Below are 17602 nucleotides of genomic sequence, written 5' to 3'. Positions count from 1 at the left end.
AGCAATGGATTGGCGATGACAGCAAAATCGCCCGCGCGCAAAAACGACGGAAAAACAGCACAAAGCCCCGTTCCGTTCTGGCTCTCGGCGTGATTTGTTTGTAAAGAAGGTCACTGAAACGGCCTGGCTTGAAAAGCCGCCAAACGCTTCACGACAAAACGGGTTATTTATGCAGGAACTCACGATCCGCCGCCCTGACGACTGGCACCTTCATCTCCGCGACGGAGACATGCTTGAAGCGGTACTCCCGCACACCAGCCGCTATTTCGCCCGGGCGATCGTCATGCCCAATCTGGTGCCGCACGTCGCCACCACGGCGGATGCCGACGCCTATCGGGAGCGTATCGAAAAGGCCCTCCCGGAGGGCGACAGTTTCACGCCGCTGATGACGCTTTACCTGACCGAGGATACGCAAGCCGAAGACGTCGTCTCCGGTTTTCAAAGCGGCTCGGTCACCGCGGTCAAACTCTACCCGGCCGGGGCGACGACCAATTCGCACAATGGCGTTCGCAACGTCGAGGCGGTTTATCCCGTGCTCGAGCGCATGGCCGAGGCCGGTGTCCCGCTTTGCGTCCATGGCGAGGTGACGGACAGCGAGATCGACATCTTCGACCGTGAGGCGGTCTTTATCGAGCGTGTTCTGGATCCGATGCGCGAGCGCATACCGGAGCTTCGCGTCATCATGGAGCACATCACGACAAGCGACGGGATCGATTATGTGGAAAACGCTTCGGAGGGCATCGCGGGAACGATCACGGCCCACCATCTGATCATCAATCGCAATGCTATTCTCACCGGCGGGATCAAGCCGCATTATTACTGTCTGCCGGTCGCCAAGCGGGAGAGCCATCGGCTGGCGCTGCGCCGGGCCGCGACGTCCGGAAACAGGCGGTTCTTCCTGGGAACCGATTCCGCGCCGCATCTTGAGACGGACAAGGAGAGCCCCTGCGGGTGCGCCGGCGTGTTTACCGCAATCAACACCCTGTCCTGTCTGGCGCATGTCTTTGAGGAGGAGGGCGCGCTTGACCGGCTCGAGGCCTTCGTATCGCTGAACGGGCCGGGCTTTTACCGGCTGCCGGTCAATGAGGACACGATCAGGCTGGTCAGGCGACCGCAGCCGGTCGGCTATCCCGAACGGATTGAGACGGGGTCAGGACCGGTGACCGTTTTCGATCCGATGTTCCCTCTCTATTGGGATGTTGCTTGAGCCGAGCAGGGCGAAAACGAAGGAAACTGTCATGTTCACCAATACCTATCCCGACAGGGCGCTGACCGCCGAACTGGTCGCCAAGATGCTGATTGAAATCAAGGCCGTCCATTTCCGCGCCGACGAGCCCTACACCTTCACCTCGGGCCTTGCGAGCCCGGTCTATATCGACTGCCGCAAGCTGATCTCCTTTCCGCGTATCCGTTCGGCGATCATGGATTTCGCCGTCGGAACGATCATGCGCGACGCCGGTTTCGAGCGTTTTGACGGCGTTGCCGGCGGCGAGACGGCCGGCATTCCCTTCGCCGCCTGGATTTCGGAGCGCATGGGCCTGCCCGCAAACAGCCGAAAGGCTTCGGACGTGACGCGCAGATCGAAGGGGAAATGCCCGAAGGCAGCAGGATCATCCTGGTCGAGGATCTGACGACGGACGGCGGCAGCAAGATCAAGTTCGCCGAGGCGATCCGCAAGGCCGGCGCCACCATCGACCACACCTTCGCGGTCTTCTACTACGACCTCTTCAAGGAGGCGCCGGACCGGTTGCGGCAAAACGGCCTTGAACTGCATTATCTCGCAACCTGGTGGGACGTGCTGGCGCTGTCGCGCAAAAACCGTTATTTCGACGAAAAGACCCATTCGCAGGTCGAGGCGTTCCTCAACGCGCCGCTGGAATGGTCACGCAGCAACGGTGGCATTTCGGAACTGCCCGAAAAACCCTGACGGCGCTTCGGTTTTCATTTTCCATGGGAGACGGCGATGGCAAAGCCCAACCTGTTGATTGTCGGGGCCGGCGGTGTCGGTCAGGTCACGGCCAACAAAGCCGTTCAGTTCCGTAAAGACTTCGGGACGATCACGCTCGCCGCCCGCAGCGCGGACAAGCTGAACCGCATCGCTGCGGAGATCTGCGAGCGCTGGGCCGGCGGCGAGCCCGTTCTTGAGGTGCGCACGGTCGACGCCCGCAATCTCGATGCGATGACCGGTCTCATCCGCGACCTTGATGCCGGTCTCGTCCTCAACGTCGCCTCCTCCTACTGCAATGAAACGATCCTGGACGCCTGCCTCGACACCGGCGCGAACTATCTCGATACGGCGCTCGCCGAGGACGAATTCGTCGAGAACATCGAGCCGCCCTGGTATTCCTATGTCGAATGGCCGCGCCGCCCGAAATTTGCCGAAAGGAAGATCAGTGCGCTTCTCGGCATGGGGTTCGATCCGGGTGTGGTCAACATCTTCTGCGCCTATGGCCGTAAGCACCTTCTGGACGAGATCGACACGATCGACATCATCGACGTGAATGCCGGCAGCCATGGCCGCTATTTCGCCACCAATTTCGATGCCGACATCAATCTGCGTGAGATCCGTGAAGACGTGATCACATGGGAAGACAAGGCCTGGAAAACCATCCCGCGGCACTCGCACTGGATGGATGTTTCCCTGCCGCAGGTCGGCACGCACCGGGTCTATTCCATGGGCCATGACGAGATACAGTCGCTGGCGGTCAACTTTCCCGACACGCACCGCATCACGTTCTGGATGGGCTTCGGCGAGCATTATCTCAACGTCTTCAACGTTCTGGACAATCTCGGCCTGACATCGTCCGTGCCCGTCGAGGTGGACGGTGTGAAGGTTGCGCCCAACCGCCTGGTCAAGGCGTTGCTGCCCGATCCTGCATCGCTGGCGGCGGGCTATACCGGCAAGATCTGCATCGGCGTTGAATTGCGCGGCCGCAAGGACGGCAGGGACGAGCGCGTCTTCCTATGGTCGAACTGCGATCACGAGAAAAATTTCCGCGAGGTCGGCAGCCAGTCGATTTCCTACTCCACCGGCATTCCGGTGATCACCGCGGCGCGGCTCGTCGCAAACGGCACCTGGAACCCGCAGACCATGGTGCATGTCGAGGAACTCGATCCCGATCCCTTCATGGCGCTGATGCCGGACGTGGGGATTGACTGGCAGGTCGAAGAGCTCCCGCTCGACGGCAGCTGGCCATACCCGTCCGAGGTGTGATGTGGGCGGCAACCACAATTTCGAACGCCTCGACACCGCCCGCCTGCCGAGTCCGTGCCATGTGATCGATCTGGTGCGGCTTGAAGACAATCTCAAGCTGCTCAAGCGTGTCGGCGACGAAAGCGGTGCCGAGATCCTGCTGGCGCTCAAGGCCTTTTCCTGTTTTGCGGTCGCGGGCCTCGTATCGGAGTATCTTTCCGGAACCGCTGCAAGCGGGCTTTATGAGGCGCGCCTCGGCAAGACCCGGTTCGGCGGCCGGATGCATGCCTATGTGCCCGGCCTGAAGGACGAGGATGTCGATGAACTGCTGACCTGTGCGGACCATCTGATCCTCAATTCGCCCGGTCAGTGGCGTCGCTTTCGCGATCGCCTTGAGGCGGTGCCCGGAACGTCCTTCGGGCTGCGGGTCAATCCCGGACACAACGAGGTGGAAAACCCGCTCTACGATCCGTGCGCGCCCTGGTCCCGGTTGGGTGTTCCGGCGGACGACCTTGCCGCCGCGGACCTTGATGGTTTGTCCGGCATTCACATCCACATGCTGTGCGATCATCCCTATGATGCCTTTGACCGGACCCTTGATGCGGTCGAGCGCAACTGTGCGCATCTTTTTGGCGCCCTTGAATGGATCAACCTGGGCGGCGGGCTTCTTATCACCGAAGATAATTTTCCGGCTAATAAACTCATAAGCCGGCTTAAAGATTTTGCCGTCCACACCGGGTTAAAGGTCATTCTCGAGCCGGGCACCGCCGTGGCGCTGCATGCCGGTGCGCTGGTGTCGCAGGTTTTGGACCGCGTCGCCAATGTCGGCGAACTGGCCGTCATGGATACATCGGCCACCTGTCATATGCCGGATGTGATCGAGGCGCCTTTTACACCCGACGTCCTTGGCGCCGAAACCCTGCCGCGCGATACGAAGCCGCGCGCGGATGCGTCGGACATTATCCGCCTCGGCGGCCCCACCTGTCTGGCCGGCGACATCATCGGCACGTACCGCTTTAAGAACCCGCCGCAGATCGGCGACCGGCTGGTGTTCCTGGACCTCGGCTACTACACCATGGTCAAGGCGACGACCTTCAACGGCACGCCCCTGCCGGCGCTTGCCCTGTGGGACAGCAAAAAAGACACGCTGGATGTCGTCCGCACCTTCTCCTATGACGATTTCGAGGGCCGCCTCTCGTGAAAAATGCTGCACTTATGCTGCAGAAATGCTGCGCAGCATTTTTGCGCACAATAAATTGCTGCGATGCAGCATAAATTGCAATAGCTAATTGTTTCTAAAAGAAATTTTCCCTGAACTGTTCCGTTTCCTGTGCAATGAAATCGACAACGGCCTTGACCCGTCGCACGTCGCGCAGGTTCTCGTGATAGACGATCCAGTAACTTCGCTCGACATGTCTTTGCGGCAACACCGGAACGAGCTCCTTGTGCGGCCGGGCGAGGAATGTATGCAGAATGCCGATCCCCGCGCCGGCCCTGACAGCCTCGATCTGGCCGAGCACGGCGGATATCTCGAAATCGGAGTCCCAGTCGCGCGCGAATTCGGACCGGTAGTGCAGTTGCGGGGAGATGATCAGGTCTTCCACATAACCGATAAGGCGATGCTGCTTCAGTTCCTCCTCGTCATCCGGCAGGCCGTGTTTGGCGGCATAGGATTTCGAGGCGAAAAGCGCCAGCGTGTAGTCGACGAGCTTGCGGGTAATCAGCCGCCCGGTGTCGGGCCGCTCCACCGTGATCAGGATGTCGGCTTCGCGGCGCGACAGCGAAAAGCTCTGCGGCACCGGCACGAGCTGTATCTTCAGACCTGGATGGCGCTCCGCCAGTTTGCCGAGGCGCGGCGACAGGAAGGAAACGCCGTAGCCGTCCGTCGCCCCGATGCGCACCGTGCCCGATACATCCATATCGGTCATGCCGATCGCGGCCCGGGCCGACAGCATCTCCGCTTCCATGCGTTCGGCTGCAACGAGAAACGCTTCGCCCTCGGGCGTCAGATCGCAGCCATTGGTGCGGCGGATCAGAAGCTTCGAACCGAGTGACGCCTCCAGCGCGCTGACACGGCGACCGACCGTTGCGTGATTGAGGTCCAGCCGGCGCGAGGCGGCGAGAATCTGTCCAGCCCGCGCCACCGCCAGGAAAATACGCACATCGTCCCAGTTCATCTCAATTCACCTTGCCGCACATCCGACACGGTCGAACTATAAAATACGCACAACGGATGCGATAGTCTGCGCATTGATTTTCAGGAGCCAAGGCGCACAATGCCGGCAATCAATTGTGGAGGTGTTCAATGCGTGAGATCGGACATTTTATCGGCGGCAAGACGGTCGCCGGAACAAGCGGGCGCTCGGCCGACGTGCTGCAGCCCATGGACGGAACGGTTCAGGGCCAGGTCGCCCTGGCAAGCGCTGCCGAGGTGCGCGCCGCGGTGGAGAATGCAAAGGCGGCACAGCCTGAGTGGGCGGCCATGAACCCGCAGCGGCGGGCGCGTGTGCTGATGAAGTTTCTGGACCTGGTGCATGCCGAATACGATTCCCTTGCCGAACTGCTCGCCCGCGAACACGGCAAGACAATCCCCGACGCCAAGGGCGACATTCAGCGCGGTCTCGAGGTTGTCGAATTCTGCATCGGCGCGCCGCATCTCATGAAGGGCGAATTCACCGATGGCGCCGGGCCGGGCATCGATGTCTATTCCATGCGTCAGCCGCTCGGCGTCGTCGCCGGCATCACCCCGTTCAATTTCCCGGCGATGATCCCGCTCTGGAAGATCGCGCCGGCGCTTGCCGTCGGCAACGCCTTTATTCTGAAGCCGTCCGAGCGCGATCCCGGCGTTCCGATGCGCATTGCCGAACTCTTCATCGAGGCTGGCCTGCCCGAAGGCGTGCTGAATGTCGTCAACGGCGACAAGGAAGCCGTCGACGCGATCCTCGACGATCCGGACGTCAAGGCCATCGGCTTTGTCGGCTCCACCCCGATCGCCCAGTACATCTACAGCCGCGGCTGCGCCAACGGCAAACGCGTGCAGTGTTTCGGCGGGGCGAAGAACCACATGGTCATCATGCCGGATGCCGATATGGATCAGGCTGTCGATGCTCTTGTCGGCGCCGGCTACGGCTCCGCCGGCGAGCGCTGCATGGCGATTTCCGTCGCCGTGCCCGTCGGCCAGCAGACAGCCGACAGGCTCGTCGAAGCGCTGGCGCCGCGTGTCGAAGCTCTGAAAGTCGGCCCGTCGACCGATCCGTCCGCCGATTTCGGTCCGCTGGTGACAGGTGAGGCGCTCGAGCGGGTCAAGGGCTATGTCGATCTGGGCGTCGAGGAGGGCGCGAAGCTCGTCGTCGACGGCCGCGATTTCAGGATGCAGGGCTACGAGAACGGCTACTATATGGGCGGCTGCCTGTTCGACCATGTCACACCCGATATGCGCATCTACAAGGAGGAGATTTTCGGCCCGGTCCTGTCGGTCGTGCGTGCGGACAATTACGAGGAAGCGCTGCGCCTGCCGAGCGAGCATGAATATGGCAATGGTGTTGCGATCTTCACCCGCGACGGCGATGCCGCCCGCGACTTCTCGGCCCGCGTTCAGGTCGGCATGGTCGGCGTCAACGTTCCGATCCCGGTGCCGATCGCCTATTACACCTTTGGCGGCTGGAAGGGTTCGGCCTTCGGCGACCTCAACCAGCACGGCCCCGACGCCTTCCGTTTCTACACCAAGACCAAGACGGTGACGTCCCGCTGGCCGTCCGGCGTCAAGGACGGCGCGGAATTTGTCATCCCGACGATGAACTGATTGCAGTTTCGAGACCTGACGACAAAACGCCCGCCTTCCGGCGGGCGTTTTGACGCAAATATGCCGATCACGTCGCTTCGGATCGGATAAAAGCAACCAGCCCGGCGGTTGAGCTGTCATGGGCCTCAGCGCTCTCCTTGCCCTCGACGACCGGCAGCAGCGCCGTAGCGAGTTCCTTGCCGAGTTCGACGCCCCACTGGTCGAAGGCGTTGATGCCGAAAAGCTGGGCCTCGACAAAGACCCGGTGTTCGTAGAGCGCGATCAGGCGGCCGAGCGTGTAAGGATCGAGTGTCCGGTAAACGAGGGTGAGCGACGGGCGGTTGCCGGTAAAGACGCGGTGAGCCGCCAGCGCCGTATCCGCTCCCTTCGCTTCCATCTGCGCACGCGCTTCCTCCAGCGTGCAGCCGCGCATCAGTGCTTCCGACTGCGCCAGGCAGTTGGCGACGAGCAGATCGTGCTGGTGTTTGAGCTCCGTCTCATGACCCCTGGCGGCAATGATGAATTCGACCGGGATAACATCGGTTCCCTGATGCAGGAGCTGGAAGAAGGCGTGCTGGCTGTTGGTGCCCGGCTCGCCCCAGACCAGTGGACCGGAAGGGCCCTCAAGCACCGATCCGTCCATCGTCACGCCCTTGCCGTTCGATTCCATATCGAGCTGCTGCAGATAGGCGGGCAGGCGCGACAGGCGCTGATCGTAGGGGATGACGGCGCGCGACCCGAGCCCGAAGACGGCCCGGTGGAAAAAGCCGATGAGACCGAGCAGCATCGGCAGATTTTCCAGTGCCGGCGCAGCCCGGAAATGCCGGTCGAGATCATGTGCACCATTGAGGAATTCGCCGAAGCGCTGCGGGCCGATCGCCAGCATCAGCGGCAGGCCGATGGCAGACCAGATGGAATAGCGCCCGCCGACAAAATCCCAGAAGCCGAAGATCCGGTCTTGCGCTATGCCGAAGGCGGCGACCTTGTCGAGCGCGGTCGAGACAGCGGCAAAATGCGCACCGACCGCGTCCTCGCCAAGCGCATCGGCGATCCATTTGCGGGCCGTTGCCGCGTTGGTCATGGTCTCGATGGTCGTGAAGGTCTTGGATGCAACGATGACCAGCGTCGTCTGCGGCGTCAGCCCGGCCAGCGTGTCGGCGATATGCGCGCCGTCGATGTTCGAGACGAAATGGGTGTGGGGGCCGTCGCAATAGGGAGCGAGCGCCAGGCACGTCATGGCCGGGCCGAGGTCCGATCCGCCGATACCGATATTGACGACATCTGAAATCGGCTGTCCGGTTGCGCCGGTGATCGTCCCGTCGCGAATGCCGTCGCAAAACGTGCCCATGGCATCGAGCACCGCACGGATGCCCGGCATGACGTCGTGCCCGTTATCAAGGACCGCTTCGCCCGAGCGGTTGCGCAGGGCCGTATGCAGAACGGCCCGGTCTTCCGTCGCGTTGATATGCTCGCCGGCAAACATCGCGTCACGCTTGTCTTCGAGATTCGCCGCCGCCGCGATACGCTCAAGCAGCGCCATTGTCTGCGCATCCACGGCGCATTTTGAATAGTCGAGCAACAGGTCGTCGAGCCGCGCCGAAAATCGTTCGAAGCGGTCCGGATCCTCGTCGAACGCCGCGCGCATGTTCATCGGTGCGGAACCGGCATACCGGCTCTGCAGTTCAAGGAAGGATCGCGCGATGTCGGGGATCATGGGATGTCCTGTAGCGTTGCAAGGCCGCGCATACATGCCACCGCGCCGGTTTTGGTTCAAGAGATCACCCTTGCGAACCGGCTTTCCTGCTGATGCGATGACATCGGAACATCTCAACAAAAAACACCGGCGTTTCCGCCGGTGCATTCGGTTTCGCATGGGCCTGTCGCTCAGGCCGATTTGGCGATGTCCGCGTCGCGCAGTTCCCGGCGCAGAATCTTGCCGACATTGGTCTTCGGCAACGCGTCGCGGAACTCGATATATTTCGGGCGCTTGTAGTTGGTCAGCTTGTCCTTGCACCAGTCTTTCACATCGTCTTCCGAAAGGGCCGGATCGGATTTGACCACGAACAGCTTCACCACCTCGCCGGAGTGCTCGTCCGGAACGCCGACAGCGGCAGCCTCAAGGATGCCGTCATGGCTGACGGCGACTTCCTCGACCTCGTTCGGATAGACGTTGAAGCCCGAGACCAGCACCATGTCCTTCTTGCGGTCGACAATACGCACATAGCCGTCCTCGTCCATATGGCCCATGTCGCCGGACCGGAAGAAGTTGTCCTCGGTCATGACTTTCGCCGTTTCGTCCGGCCGGTTCCAGTAGCCGACCATGACCTGCGGTCCGCGGATGCAGATCTCGCCGACCTCGCCGAGCGGCAACGACTTTCCGTCGTCGTCACGAATGTCGATATCGGTGGACGGAAGCGGCACGCCGATGGAGCCGGAAAACTCCCCGTCGCCGTCGAACCGGTTGGCGGTCGCCACGGGAGACGTCTCGGAAAGGCCGTAGCCTTCTGAAATCGGGCAGCCGGTCAGCTCCTTCCACCGCTCCGCGACGGGTCGCTGGACCGCCATGCCGCCGCCGATCGTCAGCTCCAGCTGGGAGAAGTCGAGCTTGCGGAAATCCTCATTGGCAAGCAGCGCGTTGAACAGCGTATTGAGACCCGGCAGGACATGATACTCGTATCTGCCGAGCTCTTTCACGAATCCTGGAATATCGCGCGGATTGGGGATCAGGATGTTATGGGCGCCCTGGTCCATCCCCATGATCGCGTTCACCGTCAGTGCGAAGATGTGATAGAGCGGCAGACAGCAGATATAGACCATCTGGTCCGGCAGCTTTTTCTTGCGTTTCAACGCGTCAAGCCAGACATGGTTCTGCGCCGCGTTCGACAGGATGTTCCGGTTGCTCAAGGCGGCGCCCTTTGAAACGCCGGTGGTGCCGCCGGTATATTGCAGGAAGGCGACGTCATCGAGCCCGCAATCGGCCGGCTCGAAACGCATGCCCGATCCGGCGGCAAGCGCAGCCTTGAACGGCACGTGACCGGGCAGGGACCAGCCGGGAACCATCTTCTTGACCCGCCTTACGACGAAATTGACCAGCAGGCCCTTCAGCCCCATCATGTCGCCCATCGTGGCGACGCACACATGCTTGACTTCGGTATTGCCGACGACCTGCTGCAGCGTCATGGCGAAATTTTCGAGGATGAAGATCGCCTTGGCGCCGGAATCCTTGAGCTGGTGTTCAAGTTCGCGCGGCGTATAGAGCGGATTGACATTGACCACCACATAGCCGGCCTGGAGCACGGCCGCCGCCGCGATCGGATATTGCAGAATGTTCGGCATCATGATGGCGACACGGTCGCCCTTTTCGAGGCCAAGCGACTGCAGCCATGCACCGATCCGAGCGGCATAGATGTCGAGCTCGCCATAGGTGATGGTCTTGCCCATGCAGGTATAGGCGGGGCGCGCCGCATTGTCCGTGCAGGCTGTCTTGATCAGTGCGCCCACGGACGCGTGTTCCAGAGGGCCGATCTCGGCGGGCGTGCCTTCCGGATAGGATTTCAGCCAGATCTTGTCCGCGGTTGCGGTATTTTCAGCTGCTTTTGTCATGAACTCCTCCCGGCGGCGCTTGCGCGCTTTGATGTTGCTGCATGCCCGGCCGATATCGCGGCCACGAATTCGGCATGCCTCCCTGACTTTCTGATTTATTGTCAGCCGGTTTGCTGTGCAAGTGCCATTTTACGTAAGAGTAAGTATTTAGTTCGCCCGCTGCCGGTTTTCCCCGCCCTCAGCAGCGGGCACGGAACCTCCCATGCAGTTTAGAATTGATATAAATTATTGAATTAATAAGCTTTATTGAAATTAGAGTTTGACAATCATGTATAATGGGGATTTACAGCTTTCAGCCGTGTGGGCAAGGCATCGCGACAGCACGCGCGCCGTTCTTGCGGCCGAAACAGACAGTTTGGCACACAGTTCGATAATCCGGAGCACCCGATGTTTGATGAATTGAGGAAATTCGCCGCTGCGGCGCCCTTCGCGCTGGCCATGGCCGTCAATCCCGCCTATGCGGATGCCGACGGCAAGGCCGTTCTCAAGACCTATGCCGATATCGCCGAGGCCAATTATGAGGACTCGCTGATCGCGGCGAAGGCACTGGAAGTCGCCATCGGTGCGCTTGTCGCCGATCCGTCCGAGGCGACGATGAACAAGGCGCGTGACGCCTGGCTGGCTGCGCGCATTCCCTACCAGCAGACGGAAGCCTACCGTTTCGGCAATCCGATCGTTGACGATTGGGAAGGCCGGGTCAACGCCTGGCCGCTGGATGAAGGGCTGATCGACTATGTCGATGCGAGCTATGGCGGCGAGTCCGATCTCAACCCGCTCTACACCGCCAATGTCATCGCCAATCCGTCCCTGACGCTGGACGGCAATCCCATCGATGCCAGCACCATCACGCCGCAATTGCTGTCCGGTGAATTGCATGAGGTCGGTGAAGTCGAGGCCAATGTCGCCACCGGCTATCACGCGATCGAATTCCTGCTTTGGGGTCAGGACCTCAACGGCACCGGACCCGGTGCGGGCAACCGGCCCTACACGGATTTCGATGCCGACAATTGCACCGGCGGAAACTGCGCCCGCCGCGCCGAGTATCTGGCAGCGGCGGCGAATCTGCTCGTCGATGACCTTGAGGAAATGGTCGCCAACTGGCGCACCGACGGCGAAGCCCGCGCGGCCGTCATGGATGGCGGCGTGCAGCAGGGCATTGTGCGCATCCTGACCGGCATGGGCTCCCTGTCCTACGGCGAACTTGCCGGCGAGCGCATGAAGCTCGGTCTTCTGCTGCACGATCCGGAAGAAGAGCACGATTGCTTCTCAGACAACACGCACATTTCGCACCTTTATGACGTCATCGGCATCCGCAACGTCTATGAAGGCTCCTATACCCGCACGGACGGCAAGGTTGTCAGCGGCCCTTCGGTCTCCGACATGGTCAGGGCGGCACAGCCCGATACCGACAAGGAGCTTCGCGCCGATATCGAGGCAACGGTGAAGGCCATGCAGGCGATTGCCGCTGCAGCCGAGGGCGGCGAAGCCTATGACCAGCAGATTGCCGAGGGCAACGAAGAAGGAAATGCGCGCGTGCAGGCCGCAATTGACGCGCTGGTCAAGCAGACGAAATCGATCGAACGCGCCGTTGCGGCGCTCGACATCGACAAGCTCGAATTTGAAGGCTCCGACAGCCTGGACAATCCGGGCGCTGTCTTCGAATAGGATCAACCGGTGCGGGAGAACGGATTGCCGGTCCTTCGGTACCTGCTCGCATCGGCCGTTCTCGCTGCGCCCGCGATCGGCTTTGCCGCGGCACATTCGCTGGCGCAGCGCGACGACCTGAGTGTCTCGGATCGCGCACGCGTAAAAACGGTCACCCGGCCTGCGCGGGACTTTTCAAAGCCCGAGCGCTTTGAGGCGATGCCGGCCGGCGCGGCGACGGTCCGCAACGCCCCGGCAAAGACAGCATTCGCGGCCCCTTCGGCGAACCTTTCCTTCGAGGAGCGGGGAGACTTCAACCTTGGCGAGGCGCTGTTCGCCAAGCTCTGGGTGTCCTCGCCTGCCTCCACCAAGGCGTCGGACGGGCTCGGCCCGCTTTTCAATGCCCGCGCCTGTTCAAGCTGCCACATCGGCAACGGCCGCGGCCTCGGCCCCGATGCGTCCGGAGGGCCGGGCTCGCTCGTTCTGGGGCTTCGGTCCGGTCAGCGGCCGCACGAGACCTATGGCGCACAATTGCAGCACCGGGCCGTCCAGGGGCACGCCGCCGAGGCAAGGGTGGTCGTTTCCTACGAGGACGTTCCGGTCCGCCTGGACGACGGAACGCGGGTTACGCTGCGAAAGCCGGTTTACGAGGTGTCCGGGCTTGCCTATGGCCCGTTGGGTCCGGACACGAATCTGCTGCCGCGGCTGGCCCCGCCGCTTCTCGGCCTTGGTCTGATCGAACGGATCGCGCTGAGTGACCTGAAAGCCCTTGAAGACCCGGACGACCGCGACGGCGACGGCATTTCGGGGCGTTTGAACCGTCTCAATGAACCGTATGACGGTCCGGTGGTCGCCGGACGTTTCGGTCTTAAGGCGTCGCAGCCCTCGGTGCGTGCGCAGGCCGCAGCGGCATTCCATGCCGATATCGGCCTGTCCACGACATTGTTTCCGGATCATACAGGCGACTGCACAAAGGCGCAGCCGCTTTGCCTGTCCGCGCCCCATGGCGCGCAATCCCGGTCCGATGATGTGGAAGTGTCCGATGCGGCGCTCGATCTTGTCGCCTTCTACGGTGCGAACATCGCCGTCCCGGCGCGGCGCGATGTCGGCGATCCGCAGGTCCTGAAGGGCAAGGAACTGTTTTACGGCGCAGGCTGTGCGTCCTGTCACCGGCCGAAATTTGTCACGCTGCGCGATCCGGCCGGCGGCCCCGGTTCCTTTCAGCTTATCTGGCCCTATTCGGACTTCCTGCTGCACGATATGGGCGAGGGGCTTGCCGATCCCGGTCCCGATCCGCTTGCGCGCGAATGGCGAACCGCACCGCTCTGGGGCATCGGCCTGACCGAGGCCGTTCTCGGCGAGGGCGCCTATCTGCATGACGGGCGTGCGCGCAACCTGACCGAAGCCGTTTTATGGCATGGTGGTGAAGCCGGCGGTGCACGCAATGCGTTTGCTGCGATGCCGAAGCAGGAACGTGCCGCTCTGCTGAAATTCCTGAAATCGCTTTAACCGCTGCCGCGTTGCATGGCTGCACCGAAGTGGCGGCCCGGACAACTTTGGGTTGCTTGACAGGATTTCCGATTTAATCAAACGTTTAATAAACAATATTGGAAGTGGTGTGGACGCGATCGGGAGGACGGATGCTGTCTGACATGCAGACGCAGCAGCGGCCAAGGCAGAAAAACAGCCGCAAGGCAATCCTTGATGCTGCCGAGCATGCGTTTGCCGATTTCGGGTTCGGTGGCGCATCCATTCGCGCCATCGCCCGGAACGCCGGGGTCAACCAGGCGATGATCCACTATTACTACCAGAACAAGGAACAGCTCTTTTCCGCCGTGATGGAACGCCGGTCCGGTGACATCAACGGCAGGCGTCATGCGGCGCTCGATACGCTCTTCGACGGCAAAACGCCGACCCTTGAGGAACTGGTCGAGGCGATCCTGCGGCCGACGATCGAGCTCGGCCATGATCAAAAGCGCGGCGGTGCCGACTATGCGCGGCTGATCGTCTATTTGAACAACTCGGCCGACCGTCTCTCGCAGGGGCTTGTGGAAGAATATTACAACCCGGTTGCCCGTCGCTCCATTGACGCGATCATGAAGGTGTTGCCCGATATCGGGCACGCCGGAGCGGTGCGCGGCTATCTTTTTGCAATCAGCGTTGCGCTCTCCGTCATGGCGCGTACGGGCCGCGCCGCGCGTTTGTCCGACGGGCTGTGCGATGACGGCAATACCGAGGAAACGGTGTCCATGGTGGTGGCCTTTGCGTGCGCGGGGATCAGGGCGCTGGTTTCGGTGCGGGAGAAATAGACGAGGCTTTATTCGGGCCGCGTTTGCCGGCCTGTATTTGGGAAGAGGCATGATCAGGAGGAAACAAATGAAACGTCTCATGTCGACACTGCTGGCTACGGCCGTCCTGGCGGGCGCAACGCTCGCCGCAAAGGCCGAGACCGTCAACATTACCGTCGCGGCCGGGCACCCGCCCGTGTTCCGGTGGGTCAAACACGTCAACCAGACCTTCATCCCGACCGTGAACAAGGCATTGGAAGGCAGCGATATTACCGTCAACTGGTCCGAACATTACGGCGGCTCACTGGCCAAGGTCGGTGGTGTGCTTGAAGCGGTGGAAGCGGGGCTGGCCGAAATCGGCCTAGTCTCGAGCCTCTTCGAGGCGGCCAAGCTGTCGCCCCAGAACGTGACCTATTTCACCCCGTTCGTCTCCAGCAACGCGACTGCCATCTCCGACCTGATGGACAAGCTGCATGAGGAGAACGCGGAACTGCGGCGTTCCTGGGAAGACAATAATCTCGAATATCTCGGCGCCGCCATCGGCATTGACGACTACCTGCTGATGACCAACTTTCCGGTCAAATCGCTTGACGACTTGAAAGGCAAGAAAATCGGTGCGCCCGGACCGGCGGTGAACTGGTTGAAGGGTACCGGTGCGGTCGGCGTGTCAGGCAACCTGACCACCTACTACAATGAACTCCAGACAGGCGTGTACGACGGCGTTATCGTCTTCGCCACCGCCGCCGTGCCTGGCAAGCTGTACGAGGTCGCCCCCTTTGTCACCAAGGTCGGCTTCGGCGCGCAATATGCCGGCGGCATCGCCGCCAACAAGGACTGGTTCGATGCCCAGCCTGAGGCTTTGCAAACCGCATTGAGGCGTGGCGGCGTCGCACAACGCAAGGCCTATCATGAAGAGCTTGATGCGGCGATCTCCGCGGCGCTTGAGACCATGCGGGCCAACGGTGCGACCATCACGGAGGTGTCGCCGGAATTCCGTATGAATTGGGCCAGGGGTATGGAAAACGTCGCCAAGAACTGGGCCGCTCAGCTCGACGGCGAGGGCAAGCCGGGCACGTCGGTTCTCTCCGCCTATATGGACGCAATGCGCCATGCCGGTGCGACGCCGGTTCGCAACTGGGACAAGGAATAGCCACCTCTTATGCACCGGCGTTCTCGCCGGTGCTCCTTTCGGTCGAATATGATCCATGATGACACTGCTTCACCGCCTGCAGGCCGTCATTGACCGCGCGACTGCGGCTTTGAACGTGCTTGGAACCGTGCTGATCGTGGCGCTGATGATCCTCATCAATGCCGATGTGATCGGCCGCAGCGTGTTCCTGGCACCGATATCGGGTGTACCGGAACTCGTCAGTATGTCGATTGTCGCCATCGTATTCCTGCAGGTCGGCCAGGCCTTTCGCATGGGCCGGTTCACCCGCACCGACGCGTTGATCGATGCGCTGCGGAGAAGGCTTCCGCGCGTGCGTGCCGTTCTGGAACTCATTTATTGTTCGGCCGGCTTTTTCATCATCGCGGTTCTGCTTCAGGCAAGCTATCCGCTCTTCGTCAAGGCCTGGGACCGCGACACGTTCGTTGGCACGGTAGGCGATTTCATAGCGCCGATCTGGCCGGTCAAGCTGATTGTCCTGATCGGCTGTACGGCGCTGCTGCTGCAACTCGCCATGTCCGCCATCCGTGCGGCGATCCTTGTTTACACCGGCGGCAGCAGCGATACGGGCGATATGGAGGCCGGTCATGACCCCGTTTGAGATCGGTATTGCCGCGCTCGCGGTCATGGTCTTCCTCGTCTATGTCGGCATGTATGTGCCGCTGGCGCTGATGGTGGTCTCCTATGCGGCGGTCTGGATGATGAAGGGCTCGCCCATCCTCGCCGGTAAGCTGCTGGCGCTCGCCGCATCGGAAACGATATCCAGCTACTTTTTCGGCGTCGTGCCGCTCTTTGTGCTGATGGGCTACGTCGTGTCCGTCACAGGCATGGGCCGGGACGCCTTCGAGGTGGCGAACCAGATGTTCCGCCGCTTTCGCGGCGGTCTCGGCATCGGCACGGTCGGCGCGAACGCCATATTCGCGGCGATCACGGGCATTTCCATTGCCTCGGCCGCCGTCTTTACCCGCATAGCGGTGCCGGAAATGGTCCGTCATGGCTATACCAAACGCTTCTCCGTCGGCGTTGTCGCCGGCTCATCTGTGCTCGGCATGCTGATACCGCCCAGCCTGCTCTTGATCCTCTATGCACTTTTGACCGAGCAGTCCGTCGGCGATCTCTTCATTGCCGGTGTGATCCCCGGCTTGCTCCTGGCGCTGATCTTCGGCCTCGGCGTCTATGCGATGGCGCGCTTCTGGCCCGGCTTCATCGGGCATAATCTCTCCGATGGCGACGAGGACCTGCTTTCCGGCCGTGAGCTCTTCAACAAGGGGTTCCCCATCGTCGCCCTCATCATGCTCGTGCTCGGCGGTATCTATGCCGGCTTGTTCACGCCGATCGAGGCCGGCGCGGTCGGCTGCCTTGGCTCCATACTCATCGGCCTGATCCGCCGTTCGCTGACCTGGAAGGATTTCTGGAGCGTGCTGACCGATACCGGTCTTGTCACCGCCGCTGTCTGTTTCCTGATCATTGCCGCTCAGATGTATTCGCGCATGCTCGCGCTTTCCGGCGCGCCGGGTGAGTTCGGGAGCTTTGTCGCCGAGGCCGATATCGGCTTTTGGGGCGTCGTGATCGCCTATATCATCCTGGTCATCGTGATGGGAACCATACTGGATTCCTCGTCCATCATGCTGATTCTGGTGCCGCTCATGCTGCCGGTGATCCAGCCCATGAATATCGACCTGATCTGGTTCGGCATCGTCACGGTCCTGGCTGTGGAGATCGGTCTGCTCACGCCGCCGTTCGGCATATCCGTGTTCGTGATCAAATCCGCGCTCAACGACGACACCATATCGCTTGGCGACATCTTTGCCGGCGCCGCGCCCTTTGCGCTGATGATGCTTCTGGTCCTCGTCCTGATCCTGGTGTTTCCGTCGCTGGCCACCCTGCCGCTTGGACGTTAGGCCGCCCCTGTTGCTTGAGGAAGA

The 17602-nt window shown here is 61.5% G+C and carries 13 protein-coding genes and 1 pseudogene; 11 read left to right on the top strand and 3 right to left on the bottom strand.

All coding sequences use genetic code 11. From position 1 onward, the window contains the following. Positions 1-169: 169 nt before the first annotated feature. The 4 genes and pseudogenes from pyrC to AC5E6N_RS01740 all read left to right on the top strand — a co-directional run bounded on the left by pyrC (position 170) and on the right by AC5E6N_RS01740 (position 4394). Positions 170-1207, top strand: a complete 1038-nt coding sequence (pyrC, locus tag AC5E6N_RS01755) for a dihydroorotase (RefSeq protein WP_491746186.1) — start codon at positions 170-172, stop codon at positions 1205-1207. Between the two features lie 31 nt (positions 1208-1238). Next, positions 1239-1927, top strand: a pseudogene (locus AC5E6N_RS01750) (orotate phosphoribosyltransferase). 36 nt (positions 1928-1963) lie between these two features. Beyond that, complete coding sequence (locus AC5E6N_RS01745) at positions 1964-3214, top strand: saccharopine dehydrogenase family protein (RefSeq protein WP_491746185.1); 1251 nt, start codon at positions 1964-1966, stop codon at positions 3212-3214. 1 nt (position 3215) lies between these two features. Then, on the top strand, positions 3216-4394 hold the full coding sequence (locus AC5E6N_RS01740) for a carboxynorspermidine decarboxylase (RefSeq protein WP_491746184.1): 1179 nt from the start codon (positions 3216-3218) through the stop codon (positions 4392-4394). A gap of 94 nt (positions 4395-4488) precedes the next feature. Here the strand turns inward: AC5E6N_RS01740 and AC5E6N_RS01735 are convergent, their stop codons facing one another. Next, positions 4489-5370 carry a LysR family transcriptional regulator gene (locus AC5E6N_RS01735; RefSeq protein WP_491746183.1) on the bottom strand — a complete coding sequence of 294 codons (882 nt, stop codon included), beginning with the start codon at positions 5368-5370 and terminating at the stop codon, positions 4489-4491. A gap of 128 nt (positions 5371-5498) precedes the next feature. Here AC5E6N_RS01735 and AC5E6N_RS01730 point away from each other — a divergent pair, with 128 nt between their 5' ends. After that, a complete protein-coding gene (locus tag AC5E6N_RS01730) occupies positions 5499-6995 on the top strand; it encodes a CoA-acylating methylmalonate-semialdehyde dehydrogenase (RefSeq protein WP_491746182.1) in 1497 nt (498 codons plus the stop codon). A 67-nt stretch (positions 6996-7062) separates the two neighbouring features. Here the strand turns inward: AC5E6N_RS01730 and pgi are convergent, their stop codons facing one another. Then, positions 7063-8688, bottom strand: coding sequence for a glucose-6-phosphate isomerase (gene pgi / locus AC5E6N_RS01725; protein ID WP_491746181.1), 1626 nt, complete (start codon positions 8686-8688; stop codon positions 7063-7065). Positions 8689-8858: 170 nt separating this feature from the next. Continuing rightward, the gene (locus AC5E6N_RS01720) at positions 8859-10577 is read right to left on the bottom strand and encodes a long-chain-fatty-acid--CoA ligase (RefSeq protein WP_491746180.1); all 1719 of its coding nucleotides are present in this window, start codon (positions 10575-10577) and stop codon (positions 8859-8861) included. Between the two features lie 387 nt (positions 10578-10964). On the opposite strand from AC5E6N_RS01720, the gene AC5E6N_RS01715 reads away from it, so the two are divergent. From AC5E6N_RS01715 to AC5E6N_RS01690, 6 genes are all read left to right on the top strand, one after another. Then, positions 10965-12242 carry an imelysin family protein gene (locus AC5E6N_RS01715; RefSeq protein ID WP_491746179.1) on the top strand — a complete coding sequence of 426 codons (1278 nt, stop codon included), beginning with the start codon at positions 10965-10967 and terminating at the stop codon, positions 12240-12242. Positions 12243-12266: 24 nt separating this feature from the next. Further along, a complete protein-coding gene (locus AC5E6N_RS01710; protein ID WP_491746178.1) occupies positions 12267-13730 on the top strand; it encodes a di-heme oxidoreductase family protein in 1464 nt (487 codons plus the stop codon). A gap of 131 nt (positions 13731-13861) precedes the next feature. Next, a complete protein-coding gene (locus AC5E6N_RS01705) occupies positions 13862-14530 on the top strand; it encodes a TetR/AcrR family transcriptional regulator (protein ID WP_491746177.1) in 669 nt (222 codons plus the stop codon). A gap of 67 nt (positions 14531-14597) precedes the next feature. Then, on the top strand, positions 14598-15659 hold the full coding sequence (locus AC5E6N_RS01700) for a C4-dicarboxylate TRAP transporter substrate-binding protein (RefSeq protein ID WP_491746176.1): 1062 nt from the start codon (positions 14598-14600) through the stop codon (positions 15657-15659). A 55-nt stretch (positions 15660-15714) separates the two neighbouring features. Further along, entirely contained in the window at positions 15715-16278 is a 564-nt protein-coding gene (locus AC5E6N_RS01695) for a TRAP transporter small permease subunit (RefSeq protein WP_491746175.1), read from the top strand. Further along, complete coding sequence (locus AC5E6N_RS01690; RefSeq protein WP_491746174.1) at positions 16265-17578, top strand: TRAP transporter large permease; 1314 nt, start codon at positions 16265-16267, stop codon at positions 17576-17578. The genes AC5E6N_RS01695 and AC5E6N_RS01690 overlap by 14 nt, the downstream gene beginning before the upstream one ends. The last annotated feature ends 24 nt before the right edge of the window (positions 17579-17602 follow it).

This window comes from Hoeflea sp. (assembly GCF_984452065.1).
Note: the sequence above shows the minus strand (reverse complement) of the source record. Positions and strands in the feature narration are given on the sequence as shown.